Source organism: Amycolatopsis sp. CA-211722, from assembly GCF_056828465.1.
This window is the reverse complement of the sequence record NZ_CP184752.1, coordinates 340,580-359,013: the sequence shown is the minus strand read 5'-3', so window position 1 is coordinate 359,013 and position 18,434 is coordinate 340,580. Positions and strand designations below refer to the sequence as shown.

Genomic DNA, 18,434 nt, shown 5'->3' with positions numbered 1-18,434 from the left:
CCGCCGGGCGGGCACAGGGGCTTTCCTCGTTCCGTACGGGCGAGGGAGGCCGGGATGTCAGCAGCGGTGCGGGTCCAGCTCGGTGAGGACGGGGCCGACGCGGAACGGGTCGAGCGGCTCGCCGGGTATCTCCGAGGGGAACTGATCGAGCGGGGCGTCGCCGACGTCAAGGCGTTGCCCGCCGGTGAGGCGCCGCCCGGCTCGCGGGGCTTCGACGTGGCGACCGCGGGCGGCCTGCTGGTCACGCTGGGGAAATCCGCCGACGGCCTGCGCTCGGTGGTGGCGGCCGTGCGGGAATGGCTTTCCCGCGGCGGACGGGTGAAGCGCACGGTGCGGCTGGAGATCGACGGTGACGTGCTGGAGCTGTCCGAAGCGACGCTCACCGATCAGGACAAGCTGGTCGATCTCTTCGTGAGCAGGCATTCGCCGTCATGACCGGAGCGCGGCGTGCCTTGATCATCGCCAACGGGGAGTACGACAACCCCGGGCTGAGCGCGCTGCGGTTCCCGGCCGCCGACGCGGAAGCGCTCGCCGAAGTCCTCGGCGACCGCGCCATCAGCGAATTCGACGTCCAGGTGGTGCGGGACGAGACCGCCCACGTGATCGCGGGCCGGGTCGAGGACCTGTTCGCCGACAGCGCGCCGGACGACGTCCTGCTGGTGCATTTCTCCTGTCACGGCTTGAAAAGCGAGTCGGGTGAGCTGTTCTTCGCCGCGCGCAACACCCGGCCGGAACGGCTCGCGTCGACCGCCGTCCCCGCCGATTTCGTCCAGCGCTGCCTGCGGATGAGCCGGTCGCGGAGCATCGTCCTCCTGCTGGATTGCTGCTACGGCGGAGCTTTCAGCCAGGGTGTCGCCGTGCGCGCCACCGGTGAAGCCAACGTGCTCGACGCGTTCCCGGCGGGCGGTTTCGGCGGCCGCGGCCGCGCGGTGATCACCGCGTCGAACTCCATCGAGTACGCCTTCGAGGGTGACCAGCTCGCCGACGACCACGCCCGCCCGTCGGTGTTCACCTCGGCGCTGGTCGACGGCCTTCGCACCGGCGACGCGGACCGCGACGAGGACGGCTGGATCGCGCTCGGCGAGCTGTACGACTACCTGTTCGACAGCGTCCGGGAGCGGAACCCGAACCAGACCCCCAGCCGCGACATCGAGATGCAGGGCGAGCTGTATCTGGCCAGGAGCAGGCGCCGCCGGATCAAACCGTCGCCGGTCCCGGCGGATCTGCGCGCGGCGAGCGAGGATCCCAACATGTTCACCCGGCTCGGCGCGGTGACGGAACTCCAGCGGCGGTTGACGAGCGAGAACCTTTCCGTCGCCATCGGCGCGCACGAGGTCCTCACGGCGATGGCGCAGACCGACATCCGGCACATCGCCGAGGCCGCCGACGTGGCGCGGCGGGAAGCACGGGTGCGGGCCGGATCCGGGGTGGTCCGGTTCGGTGAGGTCGTCCGGGGAGCACGCCCGGCGGCGCGCGTCCGGCTGGAAGGACCGCCGATCGCGCGGGCGTGCCGGTTCGCGTCTTCGCATTCCTGGCTGCGGGTGACCGAAGACGGCGACGAGGCCGAGATCGTGCTGGAGCGGGAAGAGCTCGGGGCGTTCGAGGCGCGGGTCACCGTGACCGGGCCGACCGGCGAGGCGGTGGTGCGGGTCGAGGGCCAGGTCGTCGCGGAAACCGCGCCGGTTCCGGTACCCGAAGCGGCCCCTGAACCCGTGCCGGTCGCGGCCGTGGCGCCGGTGCGGCAGGCCGACCCGTTCGCCGTCGCCGCGGGGCTGCTCGCGATCGCGGCCGCGATGTACCTCGTGGTCATCGCGTTCTCGCTCGGCAGCAGTGTGGAGGACTTCTTCGAGGACGGCGGCTGGACGGTCTTGCCGCTGGTCGCCTTCGCGACCGCGGCGGGGATCGCGATGCTCCTGCGGAACACGCGCCGGATGGTGGGTCCGGCGGCGCTGTGCGGGCTGGCGCTGCTCTCGGTGATCCCGTCCGGCCCGGCGGTTCTCGTCATCGCCGACGGCTGTCTGCTCGCGGGAGCCGTTTGCGCGCTGATCGCGGTGCGGCGTGAGCGGAGCTTCCGGCTCGGGCTGGGGAAACCGCGGAACGCGCTCGCCGTCGCCGCCCTCGTGGCCGGGGCCGGTTGCGCGGCCGGGCTGGTGACGGAAGCCGTCGAGCTGATCGATTACTCGTCGAGCCGGTCCGACGAAGGAGCGGTCTACCTCGTGGTCTCCGTCCTGCTCCTGGCCGGGACGACGCTCGGCGTGCTTCTGCGGCCGGCGGCGTTCGGAATCGCGTTCCTCGGCGGCGTGGCCGGGGGCGGCATCGTCATGGTGTGCATGCTCTTCTACGCGCTGCCGAGCAGTTCGAGCGTGACCGGCGCGGGCTGGGGGATCGCGCTGGCCATGGTGCTCGCGCTCGTCATCACGACCGGTTTCGCGGCAGGGAAAGCGCGATGATCCGCCCCGCGACCGTCGCGGACGCCTGGCCGATCGCCGAGGTGAACGTGCGTTCGTGGCAGTCGGCGTACCAGGGTCTGCTGCCGGAGCTCTACCTCCGCGATCTTTCCGTCGAGGCCCGGGCCGCGCGGTGGCAGCGGACGCTCGCCGATCCCGACGGCCAGGGCGACGTCCTGGTCCTGGTCGAAGACGGATCGCTCCTCGGCTTCACCGCCGTCGACCGGATCCGCGGCGAACTGCGCGCGATCTACCTCGACCCGGCGCGCTGGGGCACGGGACTGGGCAGGCTGCTGCTCGACGCCGCCGTCGCCGCGCTGCGGGAATCGGGGCACCGCGAGGCGACGCTCTGGGTACTCGACACCAACGAACGCGCCCAGCGTTTCTACGCGGCCGGAGGCTGGGTGCCGGACGGGGCGACGAAGACCGACACCATGCCCGGCGAGGACGTCCCGCTGTCCGAAGTGCGCTACCGGATCGATCTCGTCAGCGCTTGAACCAGGCGCTTTCCTCGGGTTTGTTGAGGACGACGATGACGCCGACGGCGATGCCCATCCCGATCAGCTGGGTGATCGCCCCGCCGTTCACCAGGCTGACCAGCCCCATGACCACGACCAGGCCCTCCACGGTGACGACCGTCGGCCGCACCCACGGCGAACCGCGGGAAATCCTTGTCGCACAAGCGATCAGTACGGCGGCGACCACGAAACCGAGGATCGCCAGCGCCAGCGCGAGACCGGCCTCCTCGTTGCCGTGTTCGAGCTCGTTGATCGCCAGCGCGGTCACCAGCGCGCTCGCGAGGACGTTGAGGACCGCTTGCACCCAAAGGAAACCGCGGACGAGCTTGAGCCTTCCTGGCATCTCGACCGGCCGGTTCCGGACTTCCTCGGTCATGACGTTCCCCTCTCGTGGTGCGGAGGGACCAGTCTGGCCGGGAAAGTGCTTGGCGCTGACGGTAAAACTGTCAGCAACTTCTCTGCGCCGGGGCTTCGGGGTGTAGCGGCGCCTTCGGAGTCGATCACCCTTCAGTGTTGTTCCACGCTTTTCGCGGTTGCTTAAAATTACGAACACTTGTTCGATTGTTTGCGGTATTATCGAGGAGTGTCCGAGACCTTTCTCCCCGAGTTGCCGCAGGAACTGTGGCGCGCCGGCAAGCTGGAGCTTGCTCATGGCGTGCAGCAGTTCTTGCAGGTGATTCGGATGGCTACTGCCGGTTTGGGGCAGTTTCTGGCGGAGATCGAGTCTCGGGGCGTCAAAGACCTGTACGGGCATGGCAGCACGGCGAGCTGGTTCGCGGAGCTGGCCGGGCTGTCGCGGGGCGAGGCGGGCGCGGTGGTGAAACGCGCGATCGCCCTGAATCCCACCCGGGCCTTGGACGGGACCGAGGTCCCTGCCGTTGCTCCCGCCACTGCCGCGGCCGCCGCCGAGGGCTTGGTCGGGGATGAACGGATCGATCAGATCCTGGAGATCTTGAAAAGGCTCCCGGCCGATACTTCTGTTGAGGATCGGGCGACCGCGGAACAGATCCTCGCCGAGCTTGCGCCGAACGCCGGTCCCCGGCAGCTCGCCGACGCTGAGGCGAAGCTGCTGGGCTGGCTCGACCCCGACGGCAAAGAACCGAAGGATCCCGAGCCGAAGGAACCGCGCCGGGAGATCACCTTGGAGCGGCGCAGGGACGGGTTCTGGAGGCTGACCGGTCTGCTCGATGACGAGACCGGTGCCCGCACGGCGGCCGCGTTGGAGGCGTATGCCCAGCCACGGCCGGTCGACGAGTTCGGCCAAGCGGACCTGCGGATGAAGTGCGAACGCATGGGCGACGCGTGGGTCGATCTCCTGGACATGGCGATCGCCTGCCCGGACCAACCGGGCACCAGCGGCTACCGGACCCTCGTCCACGTCACCATCGGGCTCGAGGAGCTCAAATCCGGCCTCGGCACCGCCTGCCTCGACTTCGTCGGAACGATGACCGCCCGCGAAGCCCGGCTAGCCGCCTGCGACTGCCTGATGCTCCCGGTCGTCATGAGCGCCGCCGGAGAACCCTTGGACGTGGGACGGCTGAGACGGTTTGTCACCCCCGGCCAACGCCGAGCACTCAACATCCGCGACGGTGGCTGTGCGTTCCCGGGCTGCCATCGGAAACCCAAGAATTGCCACGCTCATCATATTGAGCACTGGGTAGACGGCGGGCCGACGGACCTCCGGAATTTGGTGCTGTTGTGCGGTTTTCATCACCGGCTGATTCACCATGGTGACTGGGAAGTCCGGATGGCCGCTGATGGGTTACCGGAGTTCATCCCACCCCAATACCGAGACCCGCTCCGACAACCCCGCCGCAACACCCTGCACCACGTCTGAATCCCCGAGGAGCCCGTCGGCCACGCCGTCGACGGGCCCTTCGGCATGCCCGGCGGACGAACAGTGGGATCTCGTCCCCTCGGAGTACGTAAAGGCCCCTTCTGTGCCCAGGTGCCAGGAAGGGGCCGTCATGCCCGGGGAAGGGCGTTCAGGACTGCATCGCAGAAGGCTCTTGATGCCCGCGCCACCGGACCGATCACGCGCGGTCTCGCATCGAGAGGACTAAACGCGCGGCCGCACGAAAGCACCCTCCCGCGCCGCGACGGCCACCGCCCGCGCGGTCACCCGCGCCTCCGTCACCGTGACGCTTTCCCGCGACAGGAACAGCCGATAGAAGATCGGCCCGCACACCGCCCGCACGAGCTCGTCCCCGTCCGTGCCGGCCGGGATCTCGTCCCGCGCGACTGCCCGCTCCGCGATCGGCGCCATGCGCACGTGCCGGTCGGCGTAGAAGTCGTGCAGCGCCTCCGCGGCTTGCGGCGACTGAAACGCCGCCAGTACCGACGCCGTCGGCAGTTCCTTCAGCGCGGGCTCGGTGAAGTACCGCACGACCTCCGCCGCCACTTCGTACAGATCGTCTTCGAGCGACCCGGTGTCGGGTGCGGTCCAGTCGTCCTCCGCGCCCATCTGCAGCGCGGCGGCGACGAGGCCGTCCGGCGAGGACCAGCGCCGGTACACCGTGGTCTTGTGCACCCCGGACCGTTCGGCGACCGCGTCCACGGTCAGTTCGCCGAACCCGCGTTCGGCCAGCAGGTCGAGGGTGGCGTGCAGGACGGCCTGGCGCGTGCGCTCGGTCCGCCCGCCGGGTCGCTGGGTACCGGAGGTTGCCAATTGCTACTCCTGTTGCGTTAGTGTGGCCAGTATGTCAGACCCAGCGAAGATCGCCGAACTCATCGGGGACGCCAGGATCGTCGCCATCGGAGAGAACAACCACCACATCCACGAGTTCGGCGACCTGCGCAATCGTTTGCTCCAGCATCTCGTCGAGCAGCACGGCTTCCGGGTCGTGGGCTTCGAATCCGGCTTCGCCGAGGGGAAGCTCGTCGAAGACTGGCTGAACGGCGGCCCGGGCGACGTCGCCGACATCGGGCGCGACGGCTTCACGTTCTCGCTCGGGGAGTCGCCCGAGGCGCACGAAATGCTGACGTGGCTCCGCGAACGAGGCGACGTTCGCTACTACGGTCTCGACGTACCGGGTTCCGCGGGCTCGCCGGTGCCGTCGCTCGACGCGGTCCGCGCCTATCTGTCCACTGTGGACCCGAAAGCGCCGGCCCTCGTCGACGCGGCCATCGAGGCGACCGAGGGATACTCGTCGGTCAGCAGCGCGGAGGCGCCCGCCAAGTACGCCGCCCTCGACACGGCCGCGAAAGACAAGGCGACCGCCGCGCTCACCAGGCTCAAGACGCACCTGACCTCGCTGCGTCCCGTCTACGGGGACACCGCGGCCGCGGAGCACCACGTCGAAGGCGCGCTCCGCCTCGACGCGTACCTCGCCGAGGTCGCCGCGATGATGTCCGGCGACGCGCCCGCCCTGCAGAGCGGTTCGCGCGACGCGTACATGGCCGAGACCGTCCGGCTGATCCGGCGGCTGCACGGCGACGACACGAAGATCGTCGTGATGCTCCACAACGGACACCTCCAGCGCGTCCCGTTCTCGCCGTTCCCCGGCCTCACCTCACCGTCGGCGGGCACGCATCTGGCCGCCGAATTCGGCGACGACTATTTCGCGCTGGCGCTCACCGCCGCCGAGGGCGAGACCACCGGGCTCAAGCCTGATCCGGCCGCGCGGCTCGGATTCTCCGTGTACCGCCAAGAGCTCGAAGCACCCGCGGACGGCAGCGTCGAAGCCGAAGGCCCTGGGCTGATGGATCTCCGCGCGCGGCGGGGAACCGCGGGACCCCAGAGCATCCGGCACGCGCACCTGTTCAACCCCGTCGACGTCGTGCACGCCTTCGACGCGCTGGTCTGCTTCCCCCGGTCGACGGTCAGCGGTCACATCGGCCAAGACCAGTCGAACGGGTGACACTCCGGGGTTGCCGCCCCCGGGGTACAGGCGTAGAGCCAAGGCATGATCATTCGACTGGTACGGATCATGGCCGCGCTGGCGCTCCTGGTGCTGGTGGCGCCGCCCGCCTCCGCGACGGAAGTCCAGCAGAACCCGCCGAACTGGGGGCTGGACCGGATCGACCAGCGAACGGGCCTCGATCAGCTCTACCACTACGAGACCGACGCCAAGGACGTCACGGTCTACGTGATCGACAGCGGGGTCGACGCGGCGCATCCGGACTTCGGCGGCCGCGTCAAACCCGGCAAGGACTTCCTGAACGGCGGCACGGACACCGCCGACACCAACGGTCACGGCACGTACCTGGCCGGTGTCGCCGCGTCGAGGACCTTCGGTGTCGCGAAGGCCGCGCAGATCGTCCCGGTCCGGGTGATCGACGCGCAGGGCGGCGGCGCGACCGACAAGATCATCGCGGGTATCGACTGGGTGACGCAGAACGCACAGCAGCCCGCCGTCGCCGTCCTCGGTATCGGCGGCACGGCCAACGACCAGCTGGACGCCGCCGTCCGCGCGCTCGCCGCGGTCGTCCCGGTCGCCCTCCCGGCGGGCGGCGAGGCCACCGACGCGGGCAAGTTCTCACCCGGCCGGGTCACCGAAGCGCTCACCGTCGGCTCGACCGACGCCAGCGACCAGGTCGGGTCGACGTCGAACTACGGCGAGGTCGTCGACCTGTTCGCCCCCGGCGTCGACGTGCCGGGACCCAACGCCGGGGGCAACGGCGGCCGGGTGCTCAGCGGCACGTCTTCGGCCGCCGCGCACGTCGCCGGGGTCGCCGCGCTGTACCGGGCCCTGCACCCGGACGCCTCGGCACCGGACGTCGCGAAAGCCCTCGTCGACCTCGCTTCGGTCGACGTGCTGACCGGGGTCCACGAGGGCACCGCGAACAGGTTGCTGCAGAGTCCCGGAGCGCAACTCAGCCAGGGATGATGTCCATCACCTGGGCAACAACTCCCGCCCTGCGGGACCGAACGGGTAACGTGCCTCACCTACCGATCCGATGATGGGAAGGACCGGCATGTTCCGCAAGGTACTGGTCGCCAACCGGGGTGAGATCGCCATCCGCGCGTTCCGCGCCGGATTCGAGCTCGGCGCGGGCACGGTGGCTGTGTTCCCGCACGAAGACCGCAATTCGCTCCACCGGCTGAAGGCCGACGAGGCCTACGAGATCGGCGAACCCGGTCACCCGGTGCGGGCCTATCTGTCGGTCGAGGAAATCGTGGCGGCCGCCAAGAAGGCGGGGGCGGACGCCGTTTACCCCGGCTACGGCTTCCTCTCCGAGAACCCGGACCTCGCGCGCGCGTGCGAGGACGAAGGCATCACCTTCGTCGGACCGAGCGCGGACATCCTCGAACTGACCGGCAACAAGGCCCGCGCGGTCAAGGCCGCGCGCGAGGCCGGGGTGCCGGTGCTGGGTTCTTCCGAACCGTCCTCCGACGTCGACGCGCTGATCGCCGCCGCCGAGGAGATCGGCTTCCCGGTCTTCGTGAAGGCCGTCGCCGGCGGTGGCGGGCGCGGTATGCGCCGCGTCCAGGACCCGGCGCAGCTGCGCGAGTCCATCGAGGCCGCCGCGCGCGAGGCCGAATCGGCCTTCGGCGACCCGACGGTGTTCATCGAGAAGGCCGTCGTCGAGCCGCGCCACATCGAGGTCCAGATCCTCGCCGACGGCGAGGGCAACGTGATCCACCTCTACGAGCGCGACTGCTCGGTCCAGCGGCGGCACCAGAAGGTCGTCGAGCTGGCCCCGGCACCGAACCTGCCGTCCGAACTGCGGGACCGGATCTGCGCCGACGCGGTGAAGTTCGCCCGCCAGATCGGCTACCGCAACGCCGGCACCGTCGAGTTCCTGCTCGACCGGGACGGCAACCACGTCTTCATCGAGATGAACCCGCGCATCCAGGTCGAGCACACGGTGACCGAGGAGGTCACCGACGTCGACCTCGTCCAGTCGCAGCTGCGCATCGCCTCCGGCGAGACACTCGACGACCTGGGGCTGTCGCAGGACAAGGTGTACCTGCGCGGGGCCGCCCTGCAGTGCCGCATCACCACCGAGGATCCCGCCAACGGCTTCCGTCCGGACACCGGGATGATCAGCGCGTACCGCTCGCCCGGTGGCTCCGGTATCCGCCTCGACGGCGGGACGGCGTTCGCCGGCACCGAGATCAGCGCGCACTTCGACTCGCTGCTGGTGAAGCTCAGCTGCCGCGGCCGCGACTTCAAGACCGCCGTCGGCCGCGCGAGGCGCGCCGTCGCCGAGTTCCGGATCCGCGGGGTGGCCACGAACATCCCGTTCCTGCAGGCAGTCCTCGACGACCCGGACTTCCGCGAAGGCCGCGTCACGACGTCGTTCATCGAAGACCGCCCGCATCTGCTCACCGCGCGGCATTCGGCCGACCGCGGGACCAGGCTGCTGACCTACCTCGCCGACAAGACGGTCAACAAACCGCACGGCGAGCGTCCGCGCACCCTCGACCCGCAGGTCAAGCTGCCGAAGCTGCCCAAGGGGCTCGAGCCGGCGCCCGGTTCGAAGCAGAAGCTCACCGAACTCGGCCCGGACGGTTTCGCCCGCTGGCTGCGGGAGTCGCCGACCATCGGCGTCACCGACACCACCTTCCGTGACGCGCACCAGTCGCTGCTCGCCACCCGCGTGCGGACGAAGGATCTGCTCGCCGTCGCGCCGGTCGTCGCCCGGACCACGCCGCAGCTGCTTTCGCTGGAGTGCTGGGGCGGCGCGACCTACGACGTCGCGCTGCGTTTCCTCGCCGAGGACCCGTGGGAGCGGCTGGCGAAGCTGCGGGAAGCGGTGCCGAACATCTGCCTGCAGATGCTGCTGCGCGGCCGCAACACCGTCGGCTACACGCCGTATCCCACCGAGGTGACCCACGCCTTCGTCGAGGAGGCGACGGCGACCGGGATCGACATCTTCCGGATCTTCGACGCGCTCAACGACGTCGAGCAGATGCGCCCGGCGATCGAGGCCGTCCGCGAGACCGGGTCCGCCGTCGCCGAGGTCGCGCTCTGCTACACCTCGGATCTGTCGGACCCGTCGGAGAAGCTGTACACGCTGGACTACTACCTCAAGCTGGCGGAGCAGATCGTCGGCGCGGGGGCGCACGTCCTGGCCATCAAGGACATGGCGGGCCTGCTGCGGGCGCCGGCGGCGGTGCGGCTGGTTTCCGCGCTGCGCAAGGAGTTCGACCTTCCGGTGCACATCCACACGCACGACACCGCGGGTGGGCAGCTGGCGACGTACCTCGCCGCGATCCAGGCCGGGGCGGACGCCGTCGACGGTGCCGTCGCGTCCATGGCCGGCACGACGTCGCAGCCGTCGCTGTCCGCGCTCGTCGCGGCCACCGACCACTCGGACCGGCCGACCGGGCTGGACCTGCAGGCGATCGGTGACCTGGAGCCCTACTGGGAGAGCGTGCGCAAGATCTACGCGCCGTTCGAGGCGGGGCTCTCCTCGCCGACCGGGCGGGTGTACCACCACGAGATCCCGGGCGGGCAGCTGTCGAACCTGCGCACGCAGGCGATCTCACTCGGTCTCGGCGAGCGGTTCGAGGACATCGAGGCGATGTACGCGGCCGCGGACAAGATCCTCGGGCATCTGGTCAAGGTCACGCCTTCGTCCAAAGTGGTCGGTGACCTCGCGCTGCACCTCGTCGGCGCGGGTGTCTCGCCGTCGGATTTCGAGGCGGAGCCGAACAAGTTCGACATCCCCGACTCGGTGATCGGCTTCCTGCGCGGCGAACTGGGTGACCCGCCCGGCGGCTGGCCGGAGCCGTTCCGCACCAAGGCCCTCGAAGGCCGGGCGAAGCCGAAGCCGGTGCAGGAACTGTCCGAAGAGGACCACAAGGGGCTCGCCGAGAACCGGCGCGCGACGCTGAACCGGCTGCTGTTCCCCGGGCCCACGAAGGACTTCGAGGCGCACCGCGAGCAGTACGGCGACACTTCCGTCCTGCCGTCCAAGGACTTCTTCTACGGCCTGCGGCCGGGCGAGGAGTACTCGGTCGACCTGGAACAGGGTGTCCGGCTGCTGATCGAGCTGGAGGCCATCGGCGAGGCCGACGAACGCGGCCTGCGCACGGTGATGTCCACGCTCAACGGCCAGCTGCGCCCGATCCAGGTCCGCGACACCGCGATCGCGTCCGACATCCCGGCGACGGAAAAGGCCGACAAGGGCGACCCGAAGCAGATCGCCGCGCCGTTCGCGGGGGTGGTCACGCTGCAGGTGTCCGAGGGCGACGAGGTCGAGGCCGGGGCCACGGTCGCGACCATCGAGGCGATGAAGATGGAGGCGTCGATCACCGCGGCGACCGGCGGCAAGGTGTCGCGGCGCGCGATCAACGCCGTCCAGCAGGTGGAAGGCGGGGACCTGCTGCTCGTCCTGGAGTGATTTGCGCGTGAAGGCCCCCTTCCCTCGGCTCAGCCGAGGGAAGGGGGCCTTCACGCGCTTGCGGCCGTCGCTAACGTGGACCGGTGCTGATCAACGCCGTACCCCAGTTCCAAGGCGCCCTGACCGAACGCGCGCCGGAGTTGCCCGAAGGCTGCGTCGCGCTCGCCGAGCTCGCGGGTCACGTGCTGGGCGTGCCGGTGCACCACATCCGGCAGACCCGGGAGACGTCGCCCGTGGTCGACGGCATCGCCAACCGCGCGGTGCTCACCGGCGCGAACCGGGCCGCGCAGCTCGCCGCGCTGGAGGCGCCGGGCGGGCCGGTGCTCACCATCGGCGGTGACTGCGGTGTCGAGCTGATCCCGATCGGCGTCGCGCGCTACCGCTTCGGGCCGGGGCTCGGCGTCGCCTGGTTCGACGCGCATTCCGACCTCAACACCGCCGAGACGTCGCCGTCGGGCGCGTTCCACGGCATGGTGCTGCGGTCGCTGCTCGGCGAGGGCGATCCGGAGTTCGCCGCGAACCCGCCGGTCGAACCCGGACGGGTCGTCCTCGCGGGAACGAGGGCCTTCGACGACGCCGAGCGGGCCGCGGCCGATCGTGGTCTCGTCGTCGAGACGGCCGACGTCGCCGCCGGGCTGGCCGGTGCGGACAAGGTGTACGTCCATCTCGATCTCGACGTACTCGACCCGGCGGAGTTCGACGGGCTGAACTATCCGGAGCCCGGCGGCTTGACGATCGAGCGCCTGGTGGCGATGCTTCGCGGGCTGAGCGGGTTCGAGGTCGTCGGTGCGGGGATCACCGAATGCGCCGGCACCGAGGTCCGCGTGCTGGAGCCCGTGCTCGAGGTACTCGGGGAATTGCTCACCGGAAAGCAGTGACGCTCCGTGTTCATCGGCCGTTCGTACGTACCGCGCGAGGCGTTTGCCGGGCACTTGTCATCAAAATTCAGGGGTGACCCGTGATTTTGTCACGATGGTGACAAGAAATCGGTTTCTTCTGCGAGAGGTGACACATTTACGAGCGACTCCGCGATGTGTTCGTTGTCACCCCACGACGATCGTGGGATGTCGGGACGCTGGGCGGAGCAAAGGAGCTGCGATGTCGGTGGAGCGCGGAATCGAACACGCTGCGCAGCCTCCCGCGGTACTTCCCCGCAAACTCGCCGACATTTTGCGACCGGAGCTCGGCAGTCTCGCCAACGAGATCGTCGACGAGATCCGGGCGACCATCCCCGCGTACGCGCGCCCGCTCGACGGGCCCTACGGCAAATCGATCCGCGCGGGCGTCGAGTACGCGATCACGTTGTTCGTCGCCCAGATCGCGGATCCGAGCGTCTCCAAGGAACAGTCGCACGAGGTCCACCACCGGCTCGGGCAGAACGAGATGCGGGAAGGACGCAGTCTCGACACCCTCCAGTCGGCGTACCGGGTCGGCGCCCGGGTTTCGTGGCGGCGCATCATGCGGGTCGGCCGTCGCAGCGGTCTCTCGTCCGCGGTGATGTCACAACTGGCCGACGCGATGCTCGCGTTCATGGACGAACTCGCGTCCGTCGCGCTGGACGGGTACCTCGAAGCGAAGGCGCGCACCGCCGGCGCGCTGGACACGTGGCGCCGCAAACTGCTGCACCTGGTGCTGGAGACGCCGCCCGCGCCGTCGAAGGCGATCGCGGAACTCGCGCAGCTGACCGGCTGGACGGTGCCCGAGCGCGCGACGCCGGTGGTGCTGCACCCGATCGGCGAGACCGTCAGACCCCGGCGGCACAACGCCGTGGATTCGGACGTGCTCGCCGAACTCGACTGCGCTGAGCCGCGTGTGCTCGTCCCCGGCGAGATCTCCGTCGCCCGCCTGGCCACCCTGCAGGCCGCGCTGCCGGACTATCGGCTCTCGATCGGCCCGTGCCGCCCGCTGGACTCCGTCGCCGATTCCCTCCGCTGGGCGCGCGAGGCCCTGCACCTGTCCGAACGCGGCATCATCCAGGCCCGCCGGGTGATCCGCGCCGAAGAGCACCTCGCCACCCTGCTCGTGAACGCCGACGCCGCGCTGACCTGCCAGCTGCGCGACCGGCTGTTCGCCCCGCTCGCGGAGATGACCGGGAAACAGCGGGAGCGGCTGCTCGAAACCCTCCGCGCGTGGCTCGACAGCCAGGGCAACGTCGTCGACATCGCCGAGCGTCTCCAGGTGCATCCACAGACCGTGCGCTACCGCATGCGGCAGCTGCAGGCGACCTTCGGCGAGCACCTGCGCGATCCGGGGGCGCGGTTCGAGATGGAGCTCGCGCTGCGGGCCGGTGCCGCGCCCGCCGGTTACGCTTTGCCGGAGGTGCTTCCGGCGCCGCGCAAGAGTCCACAGTGGACGCCGAGCGGGTCTTAGCGAGCACCGCTGGATGTCATGAAAGGGCCGTTCAGGACGAAAAATGTCCTGAACGGCCCTTTCATGACACTCGTCAGCGGCGCGCCACCGGCGGATCGACGTTCGGGCATTTGCGCTCCAGGTCCCAGGGCAACCCGACCTGGTTGACCCCGACACAAGCCTGGTTTCCCGGCCCCGACGCCATCCCGCTCAACAGCGAGTCGAGATCCTCCTTCACGCCGCAGCCCGAGAACGGGGGCAGCGTGAAGTCCCGATAGGCCGGATCCGTCCACTTCGGATCGGTACGCACGACGCCACCGGTGAACATCCCGTACTTCTCCCCGCGGAGATTGATCTTGATCGGCTCGGCGGTGAGGCAGTTGTCGCCGACGTCGAGGCCGACCCCGTTGATGGTGACACCGCTCAGTTTCCCGTAGACCTTGAGCGGGGTGAGGACGGTCGAGCTGCCCTCCGGTTCCGGGATCGAAACGCCGTCGACGTCGATGATGTGATTGCCGGTCGCGTAGTCCTCCGGCAGCAGTTCCATGGTCGCGGTGATCGGGACGAAGCCGAAACCGAGGAAGGTGATCGTGCTCGGCGGCATCATGACGGAGCCGGTGATCTTGCCCGGGCCTTCGGTGTTCTCCAGGTCGACGTGCCACACCGCGTTGACCATGAACGCGGGCTTCAACCGGGCGAAGGCGCCGAGTTTCGTGATCGACGACGTGCCCTGCAGTTCGAACGGCTGCAACGCGATGGGGTAGAGACCACTGGCGTGGACATCGTCCGCGGTCCGCGCGCCGGCCCCGGGCTTCTTCGGCTCACCGGGTTTGCCGGTCGGCGGTTCGGGCTTCCCGAGGGGCAGCAGCGCGACACTGCCGAGCATCGTCTTCTGGTCCGGTACCTGGACGCAGGTGATCGGTTTGAGCGGCGTCTCGGCGGCGGTCAGCGCGAGCGACGGCGCACCCGTGCTCAGTCGCAGTTCGGATGGCACGTTCAGCACGATGGCGGGGACGGTGCCTGTCGCGACCAGCTTCAGTTCACCGGTCGCCGGCACTTTCGTCGCCGGGATCGTCAGTGTCACCGGAACCGGTGTCTTCTTGTCCCCGTTCGCGGCCGTGAGCTCGACGGTCGCACCGCCCGCGATCTCGGTGACGGCGCCGAGCGAGCCTTCGCCGATCGTGAAGGTCAGCGAGAAGTCCTTGACCTGTACGGGCTTCCCGGTCTGGACGACCTTCGGCAGCGTCGCCTGGACGTCCATGGTGACCGGTCGCTCCCCGGCCGGATCCGGGAAGACACAGGTGTTCGCGAGACTCTGGTGCGCGGACGTGGCGCCTTCCAGAGGTTCCGGCGTGGGTGCGGCCGGATCGGTCGCGGCCGAAGAGGACAGTGTGCCGCTCACCCCCACGAGCAGGATCACGCCCGCCAGAACGGGAAACCTCCCGAGTGCCCGGCGAACCCGCTGTGTCATGGGTGTTCCTCTCCTGCCTCGCGCTGGTGCGTCACGTGATGGGGATCGCCGGGCTGAACGCGCGGTTCTGCGCCGGGTTGGTGTTCTTCACCGTGCAGTTGAAGATCCAGGGACTCCACGTCCCGTCCTTCTGGTGCAGGGCGCCGTCGATACGGAACGTGGTCCCGAGCCCGATGGCCGCTTGGCCGGGTGTGCCCGCCGCGAAGGTGGGGACGACGGTGCTCGTGTCCTGTTCGAAAAGGACGGTGCGCGGCCCCGGGACGTACGGCGCGATCTGTTCGGGAATCCTCAGCCGCGTCACCTCCGCCGAGGCCGGCGTGGTGTTCGTCCCGGTCAGCGAGGTGGTGATCGTGCCGCGGATACCGTCCCGGTTGCTGGCGTTGAACGTCACGGCGTTGAGCATGGCGTTGAACACGAGGCTCCCGGCGATTCCGCCCGGGGAGATCGCGCCACCGGCCGGCACCGAATCGGGGCCGGTGAAGGTCATCCTGACGTCGAGCGGCTGCTGGCCGATCGACGGGAAGCCGCACATGTACGTGACCGCCCCCGTGGCGAAGGTTGTTCCGGCCGCGGCTGGTGCGGCCGTGAGCAGCGAGACCGCGCCGATCACGACGGCAGAGACCGCGCCCGCCCGGCGAACCTGCCGTCCCATGGGGTTTCCCTTCGCGTCGTGTGGTGGAGACCGTGCGGGGCGGGCGTCCCCGCCCCGCACGGGTGGTTCATCAGGTGACCGGGATCGCCGGGCTGAACGCGCGGTTCTGCGCCGGGTTGGTGTTCTTCACCGTGCAGTTGAAGTTCCACGTCGTCCAGGTGCCGTCCTTCTTGTGGAAGTCCAGCGGTGCGTTGATCGTGGTGCCGAGCGAGGCGGTCGCCGAACCCGGCGTGCCGGCCGTGAAGGTCGGGACGCCGGTGCCCGCGTCCTGGACGATGTTGAACGTCCGCGGCCCCGGCACGTACGGGTTGATCTGCGTCGGAACGTCCAGGTTCGTCACCGTCGCCGAGGCCGGGGAGGCATTGGTGACCGTGACCGGCATGTTCGCCTTGCCGCGCACGCCGTCGTAGTTGGCGGCGTTGAGCAGCGCGTTGATGGTGGCGTTGATGGTTGCGGAGCCCCCGACGGACGCCGGGGTGAAGGTGCCGCCGGCGGCGACCGAGTCCGGTCCGGTGAAGTTCGCCTTCACGTCCAGCTGCTGCTGGCCGATGCCGGGGAAGTTGCACATGTAGGCGACGGTGCCGGTGGCGTAGGTGGTCGCGGCGGCGGCCGTGCCGGCGGTGAGCACGGCGACGGCGCCGAGCACGATGCCGGTGGTGGCGACGCCGGCTGACAACTTGCCAAGTCTACGGGACATACCTGTCATCTCCTTTGATCCAGTTTACGTCTCGGGCGGCTTTCCCCATGCGCCTTTCGGCGGATTTTTCTGATCAAATATGCTCGACTCGAGCGGCTTTCTCGGTGGTGGGGTAAACCGAGGTTACCCGCGAGTTATGTACGTAACAAGGATTCATGTCGACATGTTTCGAAGTGGGTGAGACGCCCGTTCTTTCTTGTCAGCGGGCGCTGAATGCGATTATGAAGTTTGTCCGGCGGTGACAAAGAAGGGGTCGATCGGCGGATCCGGGTTAACATTCGGCGCATGTCTTCCGAGAATCGACGAATCCGATCACGACGGGTAGCGGGCGTCGCGATTACCGTAATGATCGCGACGGTTTCCCTTTGCGGTACGGCGAGCGCCGCGCAGACCGGCGAAGCGCGGCCTTGGGGGAGCAACGACTACGGGCAGGGGACCATACCGGCCGCGGCGCTCGGCGCCAGCGCGGTTTCCGCGGGCGCGATCACCCATCTCGCGCTCAAGGACGGCGGGGTGATCGCCTGGGGGAACGACAGTTACGGCCAGTTGTCGGTCCCGGCGGCGGCCACGTCCGGCGTCTCGGCGATCGCCGCCGGCTGGGCGCACGAACTCGCGCTGAAGAACGGCGGTGTTCTCGCGTGGGGCAACGGTTTCTACGGCCAGAACGTGGTACCGGCCGCCGCGACGTCGGGGGTCACGGCGATCTCCACCAGCGCCTACTTCAACCTGGCACTCAAGACGAACGGCAGCGTGCTGAGCTGGGGTTCGCGGACCGCCGTCCCCGCCTCGGTTTCGTCCGGGGTCACCGCGATCTCGGCGGGCGGCGACCACGGGCTCGCGCTCAAGAACGGCGGCGTGATCGGGTGGGGCAGCAACGGGAAGGGGCAGATCACCGTGCCCGCGGCGGCCACGTCCGGGGTGTCGGCGATCTCGGCCGGGTTCCGGCACAGCATCGCGCTGAAGAACGGTGGCGTCATCGCCTGGGGTGACGACTTCTACGGCCAGGCCACGGTTCCGCCGGAAGCGCAGTCCGGCGTGGTCTCCATCGACGCGGGCTTCAACCACAACGTCGCGCTGAAGGCCGACGGGAGCGTCTTCGCCTGGGGCAGCAACGTGAAGGCGGAGAGCCGGGACACCAGCTCGGAGCCGCCGATGGACATGTGGAAGTTCTCCGGTGTCTGTGCCCCGGTTTACGCTGTTTCCGCTGGTGACAGCACCGGCGTCGCCTTGGTCGACCCGACGGCGCCGTACTTCTGCTGACGGTCTCGTGAGTGGTAAGGACGGTTCTAACCGTCCTTACCACTCACGAGGCGCGACGGGGTCAGGACAGGTTCGACTTCATGCTCAGGTTGATCGTGTTGTCGGGACCGGAGATCAACGCCCCCAGCGCGAGGTCGTTGATGAAGCAGTCCTTGAACTCGGGGATGGTGAACGTCCCCGAAGACGGGATGGTCGGCGCGAACAGGTCGACGTTCTTCGACACCAGGGTCAGGTCCAGCGGTTTCACGGTCTTGCAGGCATTCGGCACCGTCGGGAGCGGGATGACCGGCCAGAACAGGCCGACCACGATGTTGTCGATCAGCATGTTCGCCTGCGAGCGGGTGGTCAGGTCGCCGTTGGCGAGCGTGCCGGTGACCGGGCCGGTCGGCTCGATCCGCACGCGGGCCTTGATCTTGAAGACCCCCGAGACCAGCGAGATGTTCGCCGTCGAGGGCGGCAGGGCGAGATCGCCGCGGATGCCGACGTTGTCACCGTCGATGACCAGGGCGCCGTTGAGCTGGCCGGGGCCGAGAGCGAGGCTGCCGCCGGTCTTCTTCACCGTGGTCGTTCCGGTGACGGTGTAGGACACCGGGATCTCCACCGGATCGTCCGCCAGCGCCGGGGTCGCCGCGAGGCTGCCGGCCATGGCGAGCGCGGAGGTGAGTGCGACGACCGTGCCGAGACGGCGACGGGCTGTTTCAGGGCGCGTTCGACCGAACATGTTTCTCCTCGTTTTCTCTCCTGG

General features: G+C 69.2%; 16 protein-coding genes. 10 read left to right on the top strand and 6 right to left on the bottom strand.

The features are described from left to right. Positions 1-54 precede the first annotated feature (54 nt). From ACOCEP_RS01685 to ACOCEP_RS01675, 3 genes are read left to right on the top strand one after another with little or no spacing between them, the layout of a single operon-like run. Entirely contained in the window at positions 55-435 is a 381-nt protein-coding gene (locus ACOCEP_RS01685; protein ID WP_482335414.1) for a hypothetical protein, read from the top strand. Then, on the top strand, positions 432-2,450 hold the full coding sequence (locus tag ACOCEP_RS01680) for a caspase family protein (protein ID WP_482335413.1): 2,019 nt from the start codon (positions 432-434) through the stop codon (positions 2,448-2,450). The genes ACOCEP_RS01685 and ACOCEP_RS01680 overlap by 4 nt, the downstream gene beginning before the upstream one ends. Next, on the top strand, positions 2,447-2,944 hold the full coding sequence (locus ACOCEP_RS01675) for a GNAT family N-acetyltransferase (RefSeq protein ID WP_482335412.1): 498 nt from the start codon (positions 2,447-2,449) through the stop codon (positions 2,942-2,944). The genes ACOCEP_RS01680 and ACOCEP_RS01675 overlap by 4 nt, the downstream gene beginning before the upstream one ends. On the opposite strand, the gene ACOCEP_RS01670 is transcribed toward ACOCEP_RS01675, so the two are convergent. Then, a complete protein-coding gene (locus tag ACOCEP_RS01670) occupies positions 2,934-3,341 on the bottom strand; it encodes a hypothetical protein (protein ID WP_482335411.1) in 408 nt (135 codons plus the stop codon). The genes ACOCEP_RS01675 and ACOCEP_RS01670 overlap by 11 nt on opposite strands. Before the next feature lie 207 nt (positions 3,342-3,548). On the opposite strand from ACOCEP_RS01670, the gene ACOCEP_RS01665 reads away from it, so the two are divergent. Beyond that, positions 3,549-4,802 (top strand): HNH endonuclease signature motif containing protein, encoded by a 1,254-nt coding sequence (locus ACOCEP_RS01665; protein ID WP_482335410.1) that lies wholly within the window; start codon positions 3,549-3,551, stop codon positions 4,800-4,802. 222 nt (positions 4,803-5,024) lie between these two features. On the opposite strand, the gene ACOCEP_RS01660 is transcribed toward ACOCEP_RS01665, so the two are convergent. Beyond that, positions 5,025-5,633, bottom strand: a complete 609-nt coding sequence (locus ACOCEP_RS01660) for a TetR/AcrR family transcriptional regulator (protein ID WP_482335409.1) — start codon at positions 5,631-5,633, stop codon at positions 5,025-5,027. A 31-nt stretch (positions 5,634-5,664) separates the two neighbouring features. Here ACOCEP_RS01660 and ACOCEP_RS01655 point away from each other — a divergent pair, with 31 nt between their 5' ends. The 5 genes from ACOCEP_RS01655 to ACOCEP_RS01635 all read left to right on the top strand — a co-directional run bounded on the left by ACOCEP_RS01655 (position 5,665) and on the right by ACOCEP_RS01635 (position 13,630). Next, positions 5,665-6,825 carry an erythromycin esterase family protein gene (locus ACOCEP_RS01655; protein ID WP_482335408.1) on the top strand — a complete coding sequence of 387 codons (1,161 nt, stop codon included), beginning with the start codon at positions 5,665-5,667 and terminating at the stop codon, positions 6,823-6,825. A gap of 69 nt (positions 6,826-6,894) precedes the next feature. After that, the gene (locus ACOCEP_RS01650; protein WP_482339532.1) at positions 6,895-7,794 is read left to right on the top strand and encodes a S8 family peptidase; all 900 of its coding nucleotides are present in this window, start codon (positions 6,895-6,897) and stop codon (positions 7,792-7,794) included. 88 nt (positions 7,795-7,882) lie between these two features. Next, positions 7,883-11,260, top strand: coding sequence for a pyruvate carboxylase (locus ACOCEP_RS01645; RefSeq protein ID WP_482335407.1), 3,378 nt, complete (start codon positions 7,883-7,885; stop codon positions 11,258-11,260). Positions 11,261-11,343: 83 nt separating this feature from the next. After that, a complete protein-coding gene (locus tag ACOCEP_RS01640; RefSeq protein WP_482335406.1) occupies positions 11,344-12,138 on the top strand; it encodes an arginase family protein in 795 nt (264 codons plus the stop codon). Positions 12,139-12,358: 220 nt separating this feature from the next. Further along, entirely contained in the window at positions 12,359-13,630 is a 1,272-nt protein-coding gene (locus tag ACOCEP_RS01635; RefSeq protein ID WP_482335405.1) for a PucR family transcriptional regulator, read from the top strand. A gap of 73 nt (positions 13,631-13,703) precedes the next feature. Here ACOCEP_RS01635 and ACOCEP_RS01630 read toward each other — a convergent pair whose 3' ends face one another. The 3 genes from ACOCEP_RS01630 to ACOCEP_RS01620 all read right to left on the bottom strand — a co-directional run bounded on the left by ACOCEP_RS01630 (position 13,704) and on the right by ACOCEP_RS01620 (position 16,408). Beyond that, positions 13,704-15,080 carry a DUF6801 domain-containing protein gene (locus ACOCEP_RS01630; protein ID WP_482335404.1) on the bottom strand — a complete coding sequence of 459 codons (1,377 nt, stop codon included), beginning with the start codon at positions 15,078-15,080 and terminating at the stop codon, positions 13,704-13,706. A 31-nt stretch (positions 15,081-15,111) separates the two neighbouring features. Beyond that, a complete protein-coding gene (locus tag ACOCEP_RS01625; RefSeq protein ID WP_482335403.1) occupies positions 15,112-15,732 on the bottom strand; it encodes a DUF6801 domain-containing protein in 621 nt (206 codons plus the stop codon). Positions 15,733-15,802: 70 nt separating this feature from the next. Beyond that, entirely contained in the window at positions 15,803-16,408 is a 606-nt protein-coding gene (locus ACOCEP_RS01620; RefSeq protein ID WP_482335402.1) for a DUF6801 domain-containing protein, read from the bottom strand. A 366-nt stretch (positions 16,409-16,774) separates the two neighbouring features. Between ACOCEP_RS01620 and ACOCEP_RS01615 the strand changes: the two genes are divergently transcribed. Then, positions 16,775-17,689, top strand: a complete 915-nt coding sequence (locus ACOCEP_RS01615) for an RCC1 domain-containing protein (protein ID WP_482335401.1) — start codon at positions 16,775-16,777, stop codon at positions 17,687-17,689. A gap of 61 nt (positions 17,690-17,750) precedes the next feature. On the opposite strand, the gene ACOCEP_RS01610 is transcribed toward ACOCEP_RS01615, so the two are convergent. After that, positions 17,751-18,410: a hypothetical protein gene (locus tag ACOCEP_RS01610; RefSeq protein ID WP_482335400.1), complete on the bottom strand. Its 660-nt coding sequence runs from the start codon at positions 18,408-18,410 to the stop codon at positions 17,751-17,753. Between the last annotated feature and the right edge of the window lie 24 nt (positions 18,411-18,434).

Excerpts from the sequence above, each read along its gene's own strand:
- ACOCEP_RS01645 (WP_482335407.1), top strand. The coding sequence starts at position 7,883 with ATGTTCCGCAAGGTACTGGTCGCCAACCGGGGTGAGATCGCCATCCGC.
- ACOCEP_RS01685 (WP_482335414.1), top strand. The coding sequence starts at position 55 with ATGTCAGCAGCGGTGCGGGTCCAGCTCGGTGAGGACGGGGCCGACGCG.
- ACOCEP_RS01655 (WP_482335408.1), top strand. The coding sequence starts at position 5,665 with ATGTCAGACCCAGCGAAGATCGCCGAACTCATCGGGGACGCCAGGATC.
- ACOCEP_RS01635 (WP_482335405.1), top strand. The coding sequence starts at position 12,359 with ATGTCGGTGGAGCGCGGAATCGAACACGCTGCGCAGCCTCCCGCGGTA.
- ACOCEP_RS01630 (WP_482335404.1), bottom strand. The coding sequence starts at position 15,080 with ATGACACAGCGGGTTCGCCGGGCACTCGGGAGGTTTCCCGTTCTGGCG.
- ACOCEP_RS01675 (WP_482335412.1), top strand. The coding sequence starts at position 2,447 with ATGATCCGCCCCGCGACCGTCGCGGACGCCTGGCCGATCGCCGAGGTG.
- ACOCEP_RS01680 (WP_482335413.1), top strand. The coding sequence starts at position 432 with ATGACCGGAGCGCGGCGTGCCTTGATCATCGCCAACGGGGAGTACGAC.
- ACOCEP_RS01625 (WP_482335403.1), bottom strand. The coding sequence starts at position 15,732 with ATGGGACGGCAGGTTCGCCGGGCGGGCGCGGTCTCTGCCGTCGTGATC.
- ACOCEP_RS01650 (WP_482339532.1), top strand. The coding sequence starts at position 6,895 with ATGGCCGCGCTGGCGCTCCTGGTGCTGGTGGCGCCGCCCGCCTCCGCG.
- ACOCEP_RS01670 (WP_482335411.1), bottom strand. The coding sequence starts at position 3,341 with ATGACCGAGGAAGTCCGGAACCGGCCGGTCGAGATGCCAGGAAGGCTC.
- ACOCEP_RS01615 (WP_482335401.1), top strand. The coding sequence starts at position 16,775 with ATGATCGCGACGGTTTCCCTTTGCGGTACGGCGAGCGCCGCGCAGACC.
- ACOCEP_RS01610 (WP_482335400.1), bottom strand. The coding sequence starts at position 18,410 with ATGTTCGGTCGAACGCGCCCTGAAACAGCCCGTCGCCGTCTCGGCACG.